This window comes from Paenibacillus sp. 01T47, from assembly GCF_056398245.1.
This window is the reverse complement of the sequence record NZ_JBFTPA010000002.1, coordinates 673,523-690,577: the sequence shown is the minus strand read 5'-3', so window position 1 is coordinate 690,577 and position 17,055 is coordinate 673,523. Positions and strand designations below refer to the sequence as shown.

At 42.5% G+C, this 17,055-nt stretch carries 10 protein-coding genes; all 10 read left to right on the top strand.

Going from position 1 to position 17,055, the window contains the following annotated elements; all coding sequences use genetic code 11:
* Window positions 1–2: 2 nt before the first annotated feature.
* The 10 genes from bioD to AC1DOV_RS07035 all read left to right on the top strand — a co-directional run bounded on the left by bioD (window position 3) and on the right by AC1DOV_RS07035 (window position 16,988).
* Window positions 3–749 (top strand): dethiobiotin synthase, encoded by a 747-nt coding sequence (gene bioD / locus AC1DOV_RS07080; protein ID WP_477549554.1) that lies wholly within the window; start codon window positions 3–5, stop codon window positions 747–749.
* 5 nt (window positions 750–754) lie between these two features.
* A complete protein-coding gene (bioB, locus tag AC1DOV_RS07075; protein ID WP_477549553.1) occupies window positions 755–1,753 on the top strand; it encodes a biotin synthase BioB in 999 nt (332 codons plus the stop codon).
* Window positions 1,743–2,945, top strand: coding sequence for an 8-amino-7-oxononanoate synthase (bioF, locus tag AC1DOV_RS07070; RefSeq protein WP_477549552.1), 1,203 nt, complete (start codon window positions 1,743–1,745; stop codon window positions 2,943–2,945). Before bioB ends, bioF begins: the two co-directional genes overlap by 11 nt.
* On the top strand, window positions 2,942–3,700 hold the full coding sequence (locus tag AC1DOV_RS07065) for an alpha/beta fold hydrolase (RefSeq protein ID WP_477549551.1): 759 nt from the start codon (window positions 2,942–2,944) through the stop codon (window positions 3,698–3,700). Before bioF ends, AC1DOV_RS07065 begins: the two co-directional genes overlap by 4 nt.
* Complete coding sequence (bioC, locus tag AC1DOV_RS07060) at window positions 3,690–4,556, top strand: malonyl-ACP O-methyltransferase BioC (protein ID WP_477549550.1); 867 nt, start codon at window positions 3,690–3,692, stop codon at window positions 4,554–4,556. Before AC1DOV_RS07065 ends, bioC begins: the two co-directional genes overlap by 11 nt.
* Window positions 4,557–4,962: 406 nt before the next feature.
* Window positions 4,963–6,285 carry a helix-turn-helix domain-containing protein gene (locus AC1DOV_RS07055; RefSeq protein ID WP_477549606.1) on the top strand — a complete coding sequence of 441 codons (1,323 nt, stop codon included), beginning with the start codon at window positions 4,963–4,965 and terminating at the stop codon, window positions 6,283–6,285.
* Between the two features lie 140 nt (window positions 6,286–6,425).
* Complete coding sequence (locus tag AC1DOV_RS07050; protein WP_441874859.1) at window positions 6,426–7,454, top strand: galactose ABC transporter substrate-binding protein; 1,029 nt, start codon at window positions 6,426–6,428, stop codon at window positions 7,452–7,454.
* A 78-nt stretch (window positions 7,455–7,532) separates the two neighbouring features.
* On the top strand, window positions 7,533–9,089 hold the full coding sequence (locus AC1DOV_RS07045) for a sugar ABC transporter ATP-binding protein (RefSeq protein ID WP_477549549.1): 1,557 nt from the start codon (window positions 7,533–7,535) through the stop codon (window positions 9,087–9,089).
* Window positions 9,067–10,086 (top strand): galactose/methyl galactoside ABC transporter permease MglC, encoded by a 1,020-nt coding sequence (mglC, locus tag AC1DOV_RS07040; RefSeq protein WP_339203114.1) that lies wholly within the window; start codon window positions 9,067–9,069, stop codon window positions 10,084–10,086. The genes AC1DOV_RS07045 and mglC overlap by 23 nt, the downstream gene beginning before the upstream one ends.
* Before the next feature lie 197 nt (window positions 10,087–10,283).
* Complete coding sequence (locus AC1DOV_RS07035) at window positions 10,284–16,988, top strand: InlB B-repeat-containing protein (RefSeq protein WP_477549548.1); 6,705 nt, start codon at window positions 10,284–10,286, stop codon at window positions 16,986–16,988.
* The last annotated feature ends 67 nt before the right edge of the window (window positions 16,989–17,055 follow it).

Sequence of the window (17,055 nt, the reverse complement as noted above, 5' to 3'; positions counted from 1 at the left end):
CTTTGAACATTTTTAACGAGGATTCGATACGCGGATTATTTGTGACAGGAACAGATACAGCCGTCGGGAAGACGGTTATAACGGCAGCCATTACCGCTATGCTCCGTGCAGAAGGAATGAATGCAGGTGTCTGGAAGCCGATTCAAACCGGTGCTCGTATTGGCAGCGGACATACCGATGCTGAGCGGCTGATAAGAAGTACGGGAATAAACGAACAGCCTGAGGCAGTCGCGCCATTTACATTCGAAGCTCCACTTGCGCCAATGCTCGCAGCTAAGCAGGCTGGTGTGATGCTTACGATGAAGGAGTTAATTGCCGCTGGTTTACCACTAACCAAACAATACGAGGGACTGCTCATCGAAGGGGCTGGCGGCGTTGCCGTGCCACTGACCGATGGCAACCTCATGGTGGATCTCATTGCGGAACTCCGAATTCCTGCTCTAATAGTAGCCCGTTCCAGCCTCGGGACAATTAACCACACACTTCTGACTGCTTCTTTCCTTCAAAATCGGGGGGTTCCTATTGTTGGCGTCATACTGAACGATGGTGAATTAACGGAAACAGATGACGATCCGAGTGTTGCTACGAATGCACAACTAATTGAACAATTTAGCGGCCTTAAAGTTCTCGGTCGGTTTCCTCGTTTGCATACCGAAGAGACTACACACATGCTGATACATACCTTACAAAAATCCATACAATTCGCGCCTATTAGAGAGGCATTTGCAGTTAAACCCATGGGAGGATAATAGAGATGAAAACAATTAAAGTAGAGATGGATTGGCAATCGCTTGCCCGAAAAGCATTGCATGGAGAATGCTTAACGTTAGAAGAGGGGCTCGCTGTGCTTGAAGCTGCCGATGATGAGCTGCTGCTGCTCATGCAAGCAGCGTTTACGGTGAGAAAACATTTTTACGGTAAAAAAGTGAAGCTGAATATGATCATCAACGCCAAAAGCGGCCTTTGCCCCGAGGACTGCGGCTATTGCTCGCAATCGATCGTTTCGACGGCTCCAGTTAAAAAATACTCCCTGCTTGATAAAGACACATTGCTTTCAGGTGCACGTGAGGCGATGGCGCGTAAAGCTGGAACCTATTGTATTGTTGCGTCCGGGAAAGGCCCAACAAACAGGGAGCTCGACCAAGTGGTGGCTGCAGTAAAAGAAATTCGTCAAACGATGCCTCTAAAAATTTGCGCATGTTTGGGTATTCTAGGGGATGATCAAGCTAGGCGACTTGCTGAAGCAGGCGTACATCGATACAACCACAACTTGAACACCAGTAAAGCCAACTACCCTTCCATCACGACGACCCATACTTATGATCAACGCGTTGAAACTGTGGAAAAAGTAAAGACATACGGCATGTCCCCTTGCTCTGGCGTCATTATTGGCATGGGTGAGACAAATCAGGAAATTGTTGAAATGGCTTGTGCGCTGCGCGAACTAGATGCGGATTCAATTCCAATCAATTTTCTGAATGCGATACCGGGAACACCACTAGAACACGCAGGTCGCACGCCATCGATGAAAGCGTTGAAGGTACTAGCACTGTTTCGTTTCATATGTCCTTCTAAAGAAATCCGTGTGGCAGGCGGCCGAGAGGTCAACCTTCGTACGCTGCAGCCTTTATCTCTGTACGCAGCGAATTCACTTTTTGTGGGGGATTATTTAACGACAGCAGGCCAAGACATATCAGCTGACCATCAAATTATTGAGGATTTGGGTTTTGAGATTGAGTTAAATGCCCTTTAAGGCGGTGCCGACTATAAAATGGATGAAAGAAGAACTAGAATTATTGGCTGATGCTTCGAGGGAGCGTTCTTTGCGTATAACTAGCTCTGTATTCGGATCACCTGGTTATACGATGCGCGGAGAACGAACATTGCTCAATTTGTCCTCTAATGACTACCTTGGACTTGCCCAGCATCCGGCCATACTTGAAGTGATGCGTGAGACCTTGCTCACTGAAGGAGCTGGTTCAGGTGCATCACGCCATGTGACAGGCAACCGATTACCTTATGGTTGTCTAGAAGAAGAACTAGCGGATTGGCAAAACTGTGAAGCAGCGTTAGTTTTTGCAAATGGTTATATGGCTAATTCTGGTGTGATTAGTGCAATTGTAGGGCGAGGAGATGTTGTTTTTAGCGATCAGTTGAACCACGCGAGTATTGTGGACGGCATTGTACTCAGCCGTGCGGAGCACGCCCGGTATCGCCATAACGACATGGAACATTTACGTACGCTATTAAATAAGCATCGTGATAAACGGCGTAAGCTGATCGTTACAGACGCTATTTTCTCTATGGATGGCGACATGGCACCATTGCGTGAACTTGTTGCGCTCAAACAGGAGTTCGGAGCGATGCTTTTGGTGGATGAGGCACATAGTGGAGGGATCTACGGAGGGCGAGGCGAAGGATTGTGCCATGAATTTGGATTGCAGAATGACATTGATGTTCATATGGGAACATTCAGTAAATCGTTCGGTATTTATGGCGCTTATATTTGTGGCAGCCGCTTGCTAATACGATGGCTTGTGAATAAGGCTAGACCACTCCTATATTCAACAGCGCTGCCTCCTTCAATCGTTGCTGGTATTTCAAAGGCGTTAGTTTTAGTAAAAGAGGAACACTGGCGTCGAGAAAGGCTTTATGCAGCAAGCAGATTATTTCGTTCCTTCCTTAGTGATGCGGGGTTTAACATCGGTTCCGGAAATTCGCAAATTGTACCCTTAATCGTAGGCTCTAACGATATGGCTTTACGCTTCAGCGAAGCTCTTGAAGAAGAGGGAATCACAGCGGTTGCCATCCGTCCACCTACTGTACCTGATGGAACAGCGCGTATTCGCTTTTCCTTGTCAGCAGTTCATACAGATAAGGAATTGTTAAATGCAGCCGCAAGCATTCATTCAATTGGACTTCGACTAGGAGTGCTGAGTCCATGATTACATTGGATAGCGAATCAGTGAAACTTAAGCGACAGACAAGCGGCACTTTTTTATGGTTATGCGGATGGAGTATGCCAGATGCGGTTTTCGATCGGATACGTGAGTTTCTTCCGGACTTTCATCATGTTTCTGTTGATTACAGTGATGCCGATTCTCCAGAGAAAATGCTGCTCCTGACTGAAATGGCAGTAGACAAGGCGATGGCTTGCCATAGCCCGTTGTTAATCGGAGGTTGGTCTCTTGGCGGTTTACTCGCACTGAGACTCGCGGCCAAAGGATTCGCTGATGGGCTTGTGTTGTTCGGAGCAACTGCTCGATTTACTCGAACAAAAGGTGAGTCTGAGCTCGGCTTTGCAGATATATATGTTAGGAAGATGATTACAAAGCTCAAACAGGACCGACAAGGGATTGAAGCAAGATTCCGAGAGCTCATGTTTTCGGATGCAGAAAGGGAAGTCAATCTAGACGAAAGCCTCCCCCCGATTGGCAGCTGGACAACCCCAGCGTTAATCGCAGGACTTCAAATTTTACGAAGCGAGGATTGTTTGTCTCAACTAAAGAGCATCACTTGCCCGGTATTTATTGTGCATGGGTTTGATGATCGTATTTGTCCTTACGGCGCTGCAGTGGAGCTTATGACCCAGTTGCCAAAAGCAAAGTTATTCACGATGCCATCCTGTGGGCATGCCTCTTTCCTAGGAAGGGAAGACCAAATAGCTAATGAGCTGAGGAGATGGTGGCATGAGCAGTAGGAAAAATGATATTCGACGTCAATTTAATCGTAGCGCAAATTCGTATGACGCTCATGCTCATGTTCAGCGTATGATGTCAGATCAGCTTGCAAAATCATTCATAGGGTGGAAGAACAAGCGCAACATAGCCGTGCCCAACATTCTTGAGATCGGGTGCGGCACGGGGACATTGACTGAGATTCTAGTTCATGAATGGCCTAGTGCAAGTATTACAGCACTTGATATTGCTCCCGCCATGATCAAGCTGGCTGAACAACGTGTCTTATCAAATGAAGCGAACCGTGATGGTATCCTAAAAAATACTTCAGATCGTATAAGCTTTATTCAGGCGGATGTTGAAGTATGGGCGGAAGATGCTCAGGAATCCTCTTGTGATCTCATCGTCTCCAACGCCTGTTTTCAATGGCTGAGCAACCCAAGGCAAACACTTGGTCACCTTCGGCGCATGCTTCGTACTGGAGGCTTGCTCATATTCACGACATTCGGACCTGCTACATTTTGCGAAATGCATTATGCTTTTAACGAAGCTTATCGAGCGAGTGCAGTCGAGCCGCAGCGGCACGGACTCGGGTTTCTATCGACAAATGAATGGAGTAGCTTGCTCAAGCAATCTGGTTTTTTTAGTATTCAATCTGAAAGCTTCATTCAGATAGAAAAATATGCTTCAGCAAGGGACTTTCTTCACTCGGTAAAAGCGATGGGAGCCAGCACTTCAGAGGCTAATACGATGCGAGGTCTCAGTTCGAGGCGGTTGTTTGCCAACATGTATAAGGAATACGAGGAGAAGTTCAGCATACAAGGAGGCGTTGCTGCCAGTTATGAACTTCTATTGATTCAAGCATTGGCAAATGAGTAAATAAGTAAAATCACAAAGTTTAATAAAAGCAGCCCCGTCTAGAGCATGGTATTCCATGTTATAGACGGGGCTGCTTTTTTATGAGCTTTAGGTTTAAATCCATATTCATCAAGAATGGGTTTATTATCTTTTTCCAAGCTAGTTTTAGCGATTATTAATTATTTTTCAATAAAACCATCGGAGCAAAATACTGCTCATTGTATAGCTGAGCATAGCTGCGAACCAATAAAAAAACAAAATCTAAAAATAATACCAACACAAAATGTAAGCATTTTCGGATAGGCAATGAAAAGGACAAAAACGTATAAAGTTTGTCATAAGGCCTGATTTTATAGGGTGATATGATGAAATTGTAAAAAATTCATGACGCATCTTGTTTAAATTGGAGGGGATTCGTTTGAATAATATGCTTCTTGTGGATGAAGAGTCAGACATAACAAAAGAAATGAAGAAGAATGTAGAGCATTCTGAATACTTTCGAATTTTGCAAGATCATTATCGAACAAGTATGCCTGTGCTTCAGGAATCATTTCTAGCATCGCTGCTTACCCGAAAACTGACAAGCCAGCAAATTGAAGAAAAATCAATGAATTATGATATTCAGCTGCGCGGCTCTCAGTATGTTGTAGCGCTCATCGCTCTTTATCCTATGGAAGAACCAAAAGAATACTCCTCTTCCTTGTTAAGACAGTCGCGTGGTGTGGATTATATGATTCAAGCTGTTTTGAATAGAACGCGAGAAGTATGGGACATCAATTCGCTTGGGAAAGTGTTTATTTATCAAGAAAGCATTGCTTTGCTGGCTATCGATAATGGACAGCACAAGGAGCATTGGTTTTCGATTATGCAAGCAGCACTGTCAGATGTTCTTGAACAGATTGTGCAAGAGCTGAAGCTGAATGTCACGATTGGTGTTGGCTCGCGTGTTTCAGATATTGCCGATGTACATCAGTCTTACCGGGAAACGCTTATTGCACTAGACTATCGTCTTGTTATGGGGTCCAAGAAGGTTATCTATTTTCACAATATTGAAGATTATGAGAGTGAGCAACTTCGATTCGACGAACTGAAGGGGCAAGCTTTAAGGAACAGTTTGAAGATGGGGACGGCCGAAGAGCTTTCTGAAGCAGTTGATACGATATTCGATGAACTGTTTGAAAGTAAATTTGCTTTGCAGGACATTCAAATCTATTTATTTGAGGTATTAACGGTAATATTGCGTACAGCGAAAGAGGCTGATATTGATCTTGACGGACTGTTAGGTACAAGTATTCAACTGCATGCGGAAATGTATAGATTGCCGGGTTTAAGAGAGGCAAAACGTTGGGTTTATGATATTTGCATTGAAATGATGAGGAAGATTTCCAGCCAGCGGAAGCATGTATATAAAGATATTGTCGAAGAAGCCATTCAGTATACGAAAGATCATTTTATGAATCCAGCTTTATCCATTCAAGAGGTTTGCTCATTCCTACACATTAGTACAGGTTATTTCAGTCGTGTATTTAAAAAAGAAGTAAAACTAACCTATGGACAATATGTCATGCACATCCGGATAGAGGCTGTTAAGCAAATGCTGCGTCTTACAGAGCTTAAAGCTTCTGAGATTGCAGATCGCGTCGGGATAACCGATCCTAAATATTTGGGTTTTTGCTTTAAGAAGCATGTCGGGATTTCGCTAACGGAGTATCGGAGTAGAATTACAGAATCCCTAGTGAAATATGAGTGATTCATCGTTACACACCATATCAGATTTACAACAATAGATTAGAATTTCCAGACAAGACGTGAGAATTGTGGGTTCGAATAACAATCATTCTTTTACATAATAGGTCGAGAAGTTAAAAAATGAATTTGGGGGAATTTTGGATGAAAAAGAAATGGGTTCTTGCGTTACTGACAGGTATGATGTTGACGGCTGCAGCATGCAGCAACGATGGAGGAAATACAGAGGGAGAAAAAAAGGATAGCATACAGATCGGAGCAGCTATTTACAAATTTGATGATACCTTTATGACGGGTGTGCGCAATGCAATGCTGGAGTCAGCGAAAAACGGAGCGAAATTAGATGTTGTGGACAGCCAAAACTCGCAACCAACACAAAATGAGAAGGTGGATCTATTTATTTCGAAAAAGTACGATGCGCTTATTATTAATCCAGTTGATCGTACAGCTGCAGGCGTCATTATCGATAAAGCAAAAGAAGCTAATATGCCAGTCGTATTCTTAAATCGCGAGCCGATTGCGGAAGATATGGAAAAATGGGATAAGGTATACTACGTCGGTGCTAGAGCAGAGGATTCAGGAACGATTTCGGGGCAATTAATTAGCGATTATTGGAAAGAAAACCCAAGCGCGGATAAGAACGGTGACGGCAAGCTGCAATACGTGATGTTAACTGGTGAGCCAGGGCATCAAGACGCGGAGCTTCGTACAAAGTATTCTGTTGAGGCTATTGTGGACGCAGGCATAGAGGTTGAAGAGCTTGCTAAAGATACAGCGATGTGGGACCGAGTCAAAGGGCAAGAAAAAATGCAAGCATTTCTAGCATCAAATGGAGATAAAATCGAAGCAGTTCTTTCTAATAATGATGATATGGCGCTTGGCGCGATTGAAGCGTTGAAAGCATCGGGTTACTTCAAAGGTGATAAGTATATTCCGGTTGTTGGTGTAGATGCAACAGCTCCTGCTATTCAAGCCTTGAAGGATGGAACCATGCTGGGTACGGTGCTGAATGACGCGAAAAACCAAGGAGCAGCATCTGTTGCGATTGCTACTGCGCTTTCCAAAGGGGAGACGCCAACAAAAGAAAATATTGGTTTTGAAATCACAGATGATAAATATGTATGGATCGCTTACAAGAAAATCACAAATGCGAACATTGCAGACGCGGAATAATGAAATAAAGATGAGGGACAGCGGTATCCCGCTGTTTCCTCCTAACTTATTTATTGGTTTTTGATGGGAGGATATGAAATGGAGCAGCATTATGTTCTGGAAATGCGAGGAATTTCGAAGGGCTTTCCAGGGGTACAAGCGCTCAGCAACGCAACAATAAAGGTGAAACCAGGAACTGTACATGCCCTTATGGGTGAAAACGGGGCTGGGAAATCAACGCTAATGAAGTGCTTGTTCGGCATATATAGACCGGATGAAGGTGAGATTTTTATAAATGGCCATAAAACAACGATTCATAACTCTAAAGAGGCACTGAAAAATGGAATTTCCATGATTCATCAAGAGCTTCATCCCGTACCGCATCGTAATGTAATGGAAAATATTTGGCTTGGTCGGTTTCCGGAAATAGGTTTTGGTCCGATTAAGTTTATTCATGAAAAGAAAATGTACGAGGACACATTGCATTTATTCAAAGATCTTGAGGTCGATATAGATCCTCGAGTCCGCACGGGGACGCTGTCTGTTTCAAAAATTCAAACGCTGGAAATTGCGAAAGCGGTTTCTTTTCACTCAAAGCTCATCGTAATGGATGAGCCAACATCCTCTTTGACTGGCAACGAGGTTGAACAGCTATTCAACATTATCAACAGTTTGCGTAAACGCGGTGTATCTATTATTTATATTTCTCACAAAATGGAAGAAATCTTGCGCATCTCTGATGAAGTGACGATCATGCGTGATGGTCATTATGTTGGAACTTGGCCTTCAAGTGAGCTAACGACAGACCTCATTATTACGAGAATGGTCGGTCGTGATTTGAAAGAACGCTTTCCTGCACGAAAGAATATGCCTGGCGGCACAATGATGAAGGTAGAAGGTCTATCGTCGCCTAATCCCAAGTCGTTTCAGGATATTAGCTTTGAGCTGAGGAAAGGGGAAATACTCGGCCTAGGTGGCTTGGTTGGCGCTCAACGAACAGAGCTGATTGAAGCCTTGTTTGGACTTCGGAGCGTAGTTTCCGGCAAAATCTACATAAACGGGAAGCCAGTGAATTTAAAAACACCATCTGAAGCGAAAAAGAATAAGATTGCGCTTCTGACCGAAGAAAGGCGAGTAACGGGGATTTTTCCAGTGTTATCGGTTTATGAGAACACGATTATCGCGAATTTGTCTCGTTACCAAAATAAAGTTGGGCTGTTGAATGAAAGAAAAGGACGAGTTGACGCAGCGGATAATGTTGAAAAGTTTGGAACAAAGACACCGTCTGTTCATCAACAAATTCGTTATTTATCAGGAGGAAATCAGCAGAAAGTACTCTTGGCAAGATGGCTGCTTACAGAACCAGATATATTGCTGCTTGATGAGCCTACTCGTGGTATTGATGTTGGCGCTAAATTTGAAATTTATACGATTATTACCGAGCTTGCGAAGCAAGGGAAAAGCATTATTATGATCTCCTCGGAAATGCCTGAGCTGCTTGGGATGTCTGACAGAATTATGGTCATGAGCGAAGGCAAATTGACAGGAATTGTGGAGGGCAAGTCAGTAACAGAGCAAGAAATTATGCGCCTAGCTGCGCAGCAACGTTCGGTCGTATCAGGGGGTAAACGTAATGAACACGCAATTACTGTTTAAAGTGAAAGACTATTTAATGCAACGAGCGATTTTCGTGGTGTTGATTTTGATTGTAATTGGCATCGCGGTGGCAGATCCTAACTTTCTAGCCTTTTCTACGCTTAGAGATATATTGCAGCAGTCTTCGACTAAGCTAATTATTGCAATTGGTGCGGCATTTATTCTTATTACAGGCGGTACAGATTTGTCATCTGGACGAGTTGTTGGGCTAACGGCAGTTATTTCGGCATCGATGCTGCAAATAGATACGTATGCCAACCGATTTTACCCGGACTTGCCGCAGCTTTGGGTAATAGCTCCGATTTTAATAGGCATTGCAGTTGGTTTGCTTGTTGGATTAATAAACGGTTTTATCGTAGCAAAGCTTCATGTTCCACCCTTTATTGCTACGTTAGGAACAATGGTAGGAATCTACGGTATCAATAGCCTTTATTTCGATATGAAGCCGAATCAATCGCAGCCGATTGGCGGTCTTCGAGATGATTTTAAAGTGTGGGGTTCGGGATATATCGATCTTGGAGGCGGCTATACGATCCCGTATATTGTACTTATTGCGCTCGCTGTAGCACTTATCTGTTGGGTCGTATTTAATAAGACTCGACTGGGAAAAAACATGTATGCAATTGGAGGAAACGTCCATGCGGCACATGTTTCCGGCATTAATGTCGCTCGAAATCTTATTTATATTTATGCCATTTCGGGAGCATTGTATGGTCTTGCTGGTGTACTTGAAGCAGCCCGAACAGGAGGAGCTACGAATAACTACGGAAACATGTATGAATTAGATGCCATTGCGGCATGCGTAGTTGGCGGGGTGTCAACTGCTGGCGGGGTGGGCAAAATCCAAGGCGTAGCAGCAGGCGTATTAATCTTTGGCGTCATTAACTACGGATTAACGTATATCGGTGTTAGTCCCTATTATCAGTTAATTATTAAGGGACTCATTATAGTTGCAGCCGTAGCTTTTGATATTCGAAAATATATGGCAAAAAAATAGTTTATACATTCAGCGTATTAAAAAGGAGGTGATGAATGTATTGCTTATTGGCAAGTACATGATGATTCAAAGGAATGTTTATCACGTGCAGCCTTGGCGATTGCCATGGCTATTAAAGGCATACATTCCTTTAGGTAACAGAGGATTTATAAAAAAAGTGATGCTTTAGGATGCTACTATTTTTGGGAGGGTTGAAATTGGGTATTAAAAAACGTGCAAAAAAAATGTTGGTGTCCTGCTTGGCATTTTCGCTAGTAGGATCGATGTTTGTTGGCTTACCGAATGCTGTCTCGGCAGCACCAAGTGCAACTGAAATTAAGTTAAGTCCAGACAAGATGAAGAAAGTATGGGATGGTTGGGGAACTTCATTAATATGGTTTGCTAATGCTACTGGCGGCTGGGAAAACGAGCAAGCGAAAAATGATTTGGTGGATGCATTATATGGCAAAGAGGGACTTAATTATAATATTGCCCGCTACAACATTGGCGGTGGCGATGATCCGACTCACAATCATATGCGTGAAGGCGCTGATATTCAAGGCTTTTCAACAGAAGAGGGTCATTTTGATATTAACCGTGATGAAAAACAGCGTTGGTGGTTGCAGGAAGCAATGAAACGTAAACCAGAATTAATTATGGAAGCGTTTTCCAATTCCGCACCATACTATATGACCCACAGTGGTTGTACTGCTGGTAATCATAATGCTTGGGAGAATAACTTAAAAGAAGATTATTATGATGATTTCGCGGAATATTTAGCAGAGGTAGTCAAACATTATAAAGATGATTTTGGAATAGAGTTCGATACTCTTTCGCCAATTAACGAGCCCAATACAAATTACTGGGGTGCATTCAATCGTCAGGAAGGCTCGCATTGGGATCCATGGGCGCAGTCATGGATTATTTGGGAAGCTCGGCAAAAGCTGAATGAAAAAGGATTGAATAATGTTGGCATTTCAGCAATGGAAGAATCAGTGATCGATACTTACCTAGAAAATTGGAGCCATTATAATGACGATGCAAAAAACAGCATTTCTCAAATGAACGTTCATGCGTATGGAGGTTCAAAAAGATATGAGGTTCGTCAGCTTGCCGAACAGGAAAATAAAAAGCTATGGATGTCAGAAGTTGATTTAGGACCAGGCGGTATTGCTCATAATCATGATGATATCGAACCAGCATTAGCGCTGGCTGATCAAATTATGGTGGATATTAAATGGTTTGAACCGCAGGCATGGGTAATTTGGCAAGCTATTGAAAGCGAACAAAATATGCAATCAGACAAGGAGAATATGAACTGGGGTCTGATTCATGCTGATTTTGATACTGAACAATGGTGGTATACGAAAAAATATTACGCGATGGCGCAATTTAGTAAATTCATTCCGCAAGGCTCGAAATTTTTTGAGAATAGCGATGGTGATGGAAAGACACTAACGGCTTATAACGAAGGGACAGGGGAAACGGTTATCGTCTATCGCAACCCGGATCAAGGCAGCAGACAATTGTCATTTGATCTTTCCAAGTTTGTAAAGCCTGGAAGTGAAGTATCCACTTATGTGACAACTTCAGAAAAAGATTTACAGGAAGGTAAATTAGAAGTTTTAGGAACTAAGCTTTATGCAAATGTGGAAGGAAAATCAATTACAACTTTTGTTATCAAAAACGCTCAGTACGTCGAAGGCCAAGAAGCAGACGTTACACAGATATTAAATGATTTAAAGGTAAGTATTGAACAACATAAAGCAACCTTGAATGAAGATAACCCGGATATTGAAGAGTTGGAAGCGCTAATTACAAAAGCTGACGATGCGCTTCAATCTGGCAGCAATGAACAAATATCTGATGCAATTGTTGAAATCAGCCTCAAATTCAAGGCAATGTTGTCTGATGGTGTTATAGGTGTTATACCACAACAGTTGATGAGAGCTTCGGCGAGTAGCGCACAATCTGGAGAAGGTCCGGAGCTTACCATAGACGGTGATGTAAATACAAAATGGCATACGCCATGGGGCGATGGCTATCAAGATCCACCGCACTCTATTACTTATGAATTAGGCAAACTGTACAAAGGTATTAACAAACTGGAATATACACCAAGACAAGACACAGATACGAATGGTACAGTTACTAAGTTTGAAATTGAAGCAAGTATTGACGGTGTGAATTTTAATAAAATTGCAGAAGGAACATGGGATGCTAACAAAGCAATAAAAACAGCAACCTTTACTCCCGTCGATGCGACTCATATTAAATTCAAAGCACTAGCATCGCAAAGTGATGCTGGCACACAGTTTGCATCTGCTGCTGAAATCAATTTGTACAGGGATTCAAATTTTAAACTAAATTCAGAGCAACTTGATAAAGCAATAACAGATGCTGAACAATTTATTGCAACTTCGAATAAAGATGAAAATCTATTAGAGCTTTTGAAACAGTATGTTGATGCCGGCAATGCATTAATGAGATCGGATTCATCCACGCAAGAAGAAATGAATCGTACGACTAATCAAATTAATGATGAAATGGTTAATTTGCAGAGAGATAGTTTCCTCGTTGAAGGGATCACAGTGAAATACGCCCCAGAAGCACACTGGAGCACACCTATAGAAAGCATGTTAGATGGTAATCGAGATACATTTTATGAAACGAATTGGGAAGATTGGGGCCGTAAATACCAAGCAGGCGACTATATCGTTCTTGACTTGAATAAAAGTAGAAAAGATATAAGTCAAATCCTCTACACACCGAGACAAGGTAAAGATAAAGAAAACGGTCGTATTAAACAATTCAAAATTTATACAAGCGATAAAGATTTGTCAAACGTTGAATTGACAGGTACACAAAGTGAATTAAATCAACATTTTGAGTTGGCAGCCGTCGGCGGTCTTGATACAGGAAAAGATTATGATCAATCCGCAACCTTCACCTCAAAAAATGCACGTTACGTAGCTATTCAAGTTATCAAAACTGGCGGCAACAGCTCTACTTTATCGATTGGCGATTTGGCTGTTTATCAAAAGTATGTTGCGGACATTGATACGAGTATAGTTCAAATTGCTAAGGAAAAGTTGGTTACTCTTTACGAAGATATGGTTCCATACGTAAGAAATATTATGGACAATTATTTAAATGAACTCGAAGATACAGAACATCTAACGTTAGAATCATTAGAACATTATAATTACTGGCTTAATGAATATTATAATTTCTATTCTAATCTTGGTCATGTAAGCTCAATCAAAAATGGTGAAGTGTGGCTAGATACTGAGGGTGTGCCCATTCAGGCGCATGGCGGAGGTATTATATATGACGAAAACACTAAAAAATACTATTGGTACGGAGAAGATAAAACGGAATCGAACATGGGTGCTGGTTATGTTCCGATGACTGGTGTACATGCTTACTCATCTACTGACCTTTATAATTGGAAAAATGAAGGTGTTGTATTGCCAGTATTTAATAATCCGTCTCTTGGAGATAGAACACACGATGGATTGACGGATGCTTCTGACATTCCAATGTATATTCATGAAGATGATGAATTGTATAAGGAATCGGGAGTAGGATTCGAGTCTTGGCGACAAGAACAAAATTATGGGAAGCTTGATGATTGGAATTTCATTCCGGAAAATGGAGTGGAAAAACGTTTTTATAATTTCGCTGGTAACATGAAATCACCAGTTCAAACACTTAAAAAACATAATACACGGGAACAAATTGCCGATTTGAATGCACTGTATAAAGATACTTCTATCGAAGAGAAACAAAGATTATACGGGCTGTTCAATTGGGATAAAGTTGTGGAACGACCAAAAGTTGTTTACAACGAGAAATATGATAATTATGTAATGTGGTGGCATCATGACGGTCCAATGTCGGGTAAATATTGGACAGCATCAGGTGGTGTAGCTGTAAGTAAATCACCGATTGGTCCGTTTAAAGTGCTTGATATTGAGAGAATGCCAAATGATGGATGGGATCCTGACAAAAGGGGTGAAGGAGATGGTATGCTCCGCGATATGACCCTTTATGTTGATGAGGATAAAACAGCATATTTGATCTATTCATCCGAAGGAAATGGGACTACCATCGTTCTAAAACTGGATGATACTTATACACAACCAGCTCGTGAGGAACATGGAAATGCGATTTGGGCGAAAGCTCATAGCAATGGTAGAGAAGCTCCAACATTATTTAAACAAGATGATACGTATTATTCAATAACATCTGGTTTAACAGGCTGGAACCCAAATCCTGCTAAATATCATATTACAGGACATCCATTAACATGGTGGTGGGAAGATAAAGGCGATCCATTCTGGGATGATTGGAAAGGAACTACTCATGAGAGTCAAAGTACTTTTGTACTGCCATACAGAGATAAAAACGGAAATATTGTAAGAGATAAATTTATCTTTATGGCAGATCGTTGGAATCCTGGAAACTTGAGTGACTCCAGATACATTTGGTCCCCAATACACTTGGACAGTGAGAATAAACGCATTTCAATGAATTGGCAATCGGAATGGGATTACTCACAATTTGGAGAAGCGCAAATAGAAAAGTACACTGTAACATTCAATAGTAATGGTGGTAGTGGTGTAGCTAGCATTGAAGCAAACCCTGATTCACCGATTTCTGAACCATCAGCGCCGATAAAAGAAGGATACATTTTCATCGGCTGGTACAAAGACGAAGCTTTGAATGAACAATGGAATTTTGCAACGGATAAAGTAGCAGAACAAGATATCACCTTATATGCGAAATGGGAATCTGAATCTACGAATGTGTTGGTAGAATCGATCAGCCTGACTAGCGCGGTTGGCAATACAGCAATAGATGTGAAGGGCGGCAGCCTGAAGCTGACGGCAGAGCTATTGCCAACGAACGCTTCCAACAAGAAGGTTGCTTGGACTGTCTATGAGTCAGATGAAGTAACGGCAACAGACAAAGCAACAATCGATCAAAACGGATTGTTGACTGCCGTGAAGGATGGCGCTGTAAAAGTAATCGCTACAGCAGCGGACGGTTCAAAGGTTCAAGGTGAGATCGTGATTGTCATCACGAATCAATCTGAAGTTGAAGATATTTCTGTTACTTTTAATAGTAACGGCGGCAGCGAAGTAGCAAGTATTAAAGCCAAACCAGGCTCCGTACTTTCTGAACCAACAGCACCAACAAAAGCAGACTACGTGTTCGTTGGCTGGTACAAAGATGAAGCATTGATGGAACAATGGAATTTTGCAACGGATAAAGTAGCAGAACAAGATATCACTTTATATGCGAAGTGGGAGTCTGAATCTACGAATGTGTTGGTAGAATCGATCAGCCTGACTAGCGCAAGTGGCAAAGCGGCAATTGATGTGAAGGGCGGCAGCCTGAAGTTGACGGCAGAGCTATTGCCAACGAACGCTTCCAATAAGAAGGTAGCTTGGACTGTCTATGAGTCAGATGGCGTAACAGCAACGGACAAAGCAACGATCGATCAAAACGGATGGTTAACTGCGGTGAAGGACGGCGTAGTAAAAGTAGTCGCAACTGCAACGGACGGATCAGAGGTTCGAGGTGAAAAAGCGATTGATATTACTAATCAAACTTCCGACGGAGGAAACAACGGTGGTAGTGGTAACGGCGGTGGTACTAAAGAACCGGCCGTCGAAAACCCAGCTTTATACGAACCGATGAAATCCGAGCTTACGTTTGATTCCGCGCTAGATAGCTTGACGGCTTCGCTTGATCGCAATCAACTTGCCAAAAAGGCAGCGGAGTTTTTAAAAGCGGAACAAGCCGGTACCATTTTAACGATTGATGTTCCTGGAAATTACACACGATATGAAGTGAGGATTCCTTTGGACGCTTTGAGTGGATTAGCCGCGAACAAGCCGGATTCGACCTTGTCGATCCGCAGCAAGTTTGGAAGCTACGAATGGCCGGTGTCTATATTAAACAGCAAGGATATGAAAGGTAAAGTAGATGCCGACGCTGTGTTAATTGTAAGCATGGTGAAAGCGAACGAAGATAAGTTGCAGCAATTGGATGCAGCCCTATCCGGCAATGGAATGAAGCGTATAAGCGATATTATCGACTATAAAGCAACGCTGAAAACGAAAGATGCGGAATACGATAATCATTCCATCGGTTATATTGAGCGTACTTTAACCGTAGACAAAGTAATTCGCAATTTGAATGAAGCAACGGTCGTATCATATGATCCTGAAACGGGAGCCATTCGATTTGTACCAGCGGTGTTTACCGTTATGGATGGTAAAACTGTGGCAACGATCAAAAATAACTCGAATGGCATATATGTCATCATTGAAGGCAAGAAAACATTCGACGATATGATCGGACACTGGGCTCAGAAGGATGTAGAAGCGCTCGCTTCTAAGCTGATCGTGAATGGGAAAACGAATCATGTCTATGATCCGGAAGGAAAAGTGACACGTGCAGAATTCGCATCACTGCTAGTAAGAAGCTTGGGCTTGAATAACAATGGCGCTGAGCAGGCATTTGACGATGTAGCAGCTGCTAAATGGTATGCCGCAGATGTAAGTACAGCAGTTCAGCACGGGTTAGTACAAGGAGTAGGCAACAACAAGTTCAATCCTGACGCATTCATCACTAGAGAGCAAATGGCAGTTATGATTATGAAAGCTGTTCAGCTCGTTCAAGGTGATACAAGTGTTGGATCGAATTCATCAAGCACTTCGTTAGCTGCATTTGCTGATCAAGACCAGCTATCGGGCTTTGCCCGTGAAGCGGTTCAAGCCGTAATAAATGCCGGTATTATGAATGGCAAATCGGAAACCACGATTGCGCCTAAAGATACAGCAAGCCGTGCTCAGACAGCAGTCATGCTGAAGCGAGCATTGAGCTTTGTTAAGCTGATTAATTCGTAATCAATAAAGAATGACACGTAGTCAGCTCATCATGTGAGCTGACTACGTGTTTTTAACCAAACGTATG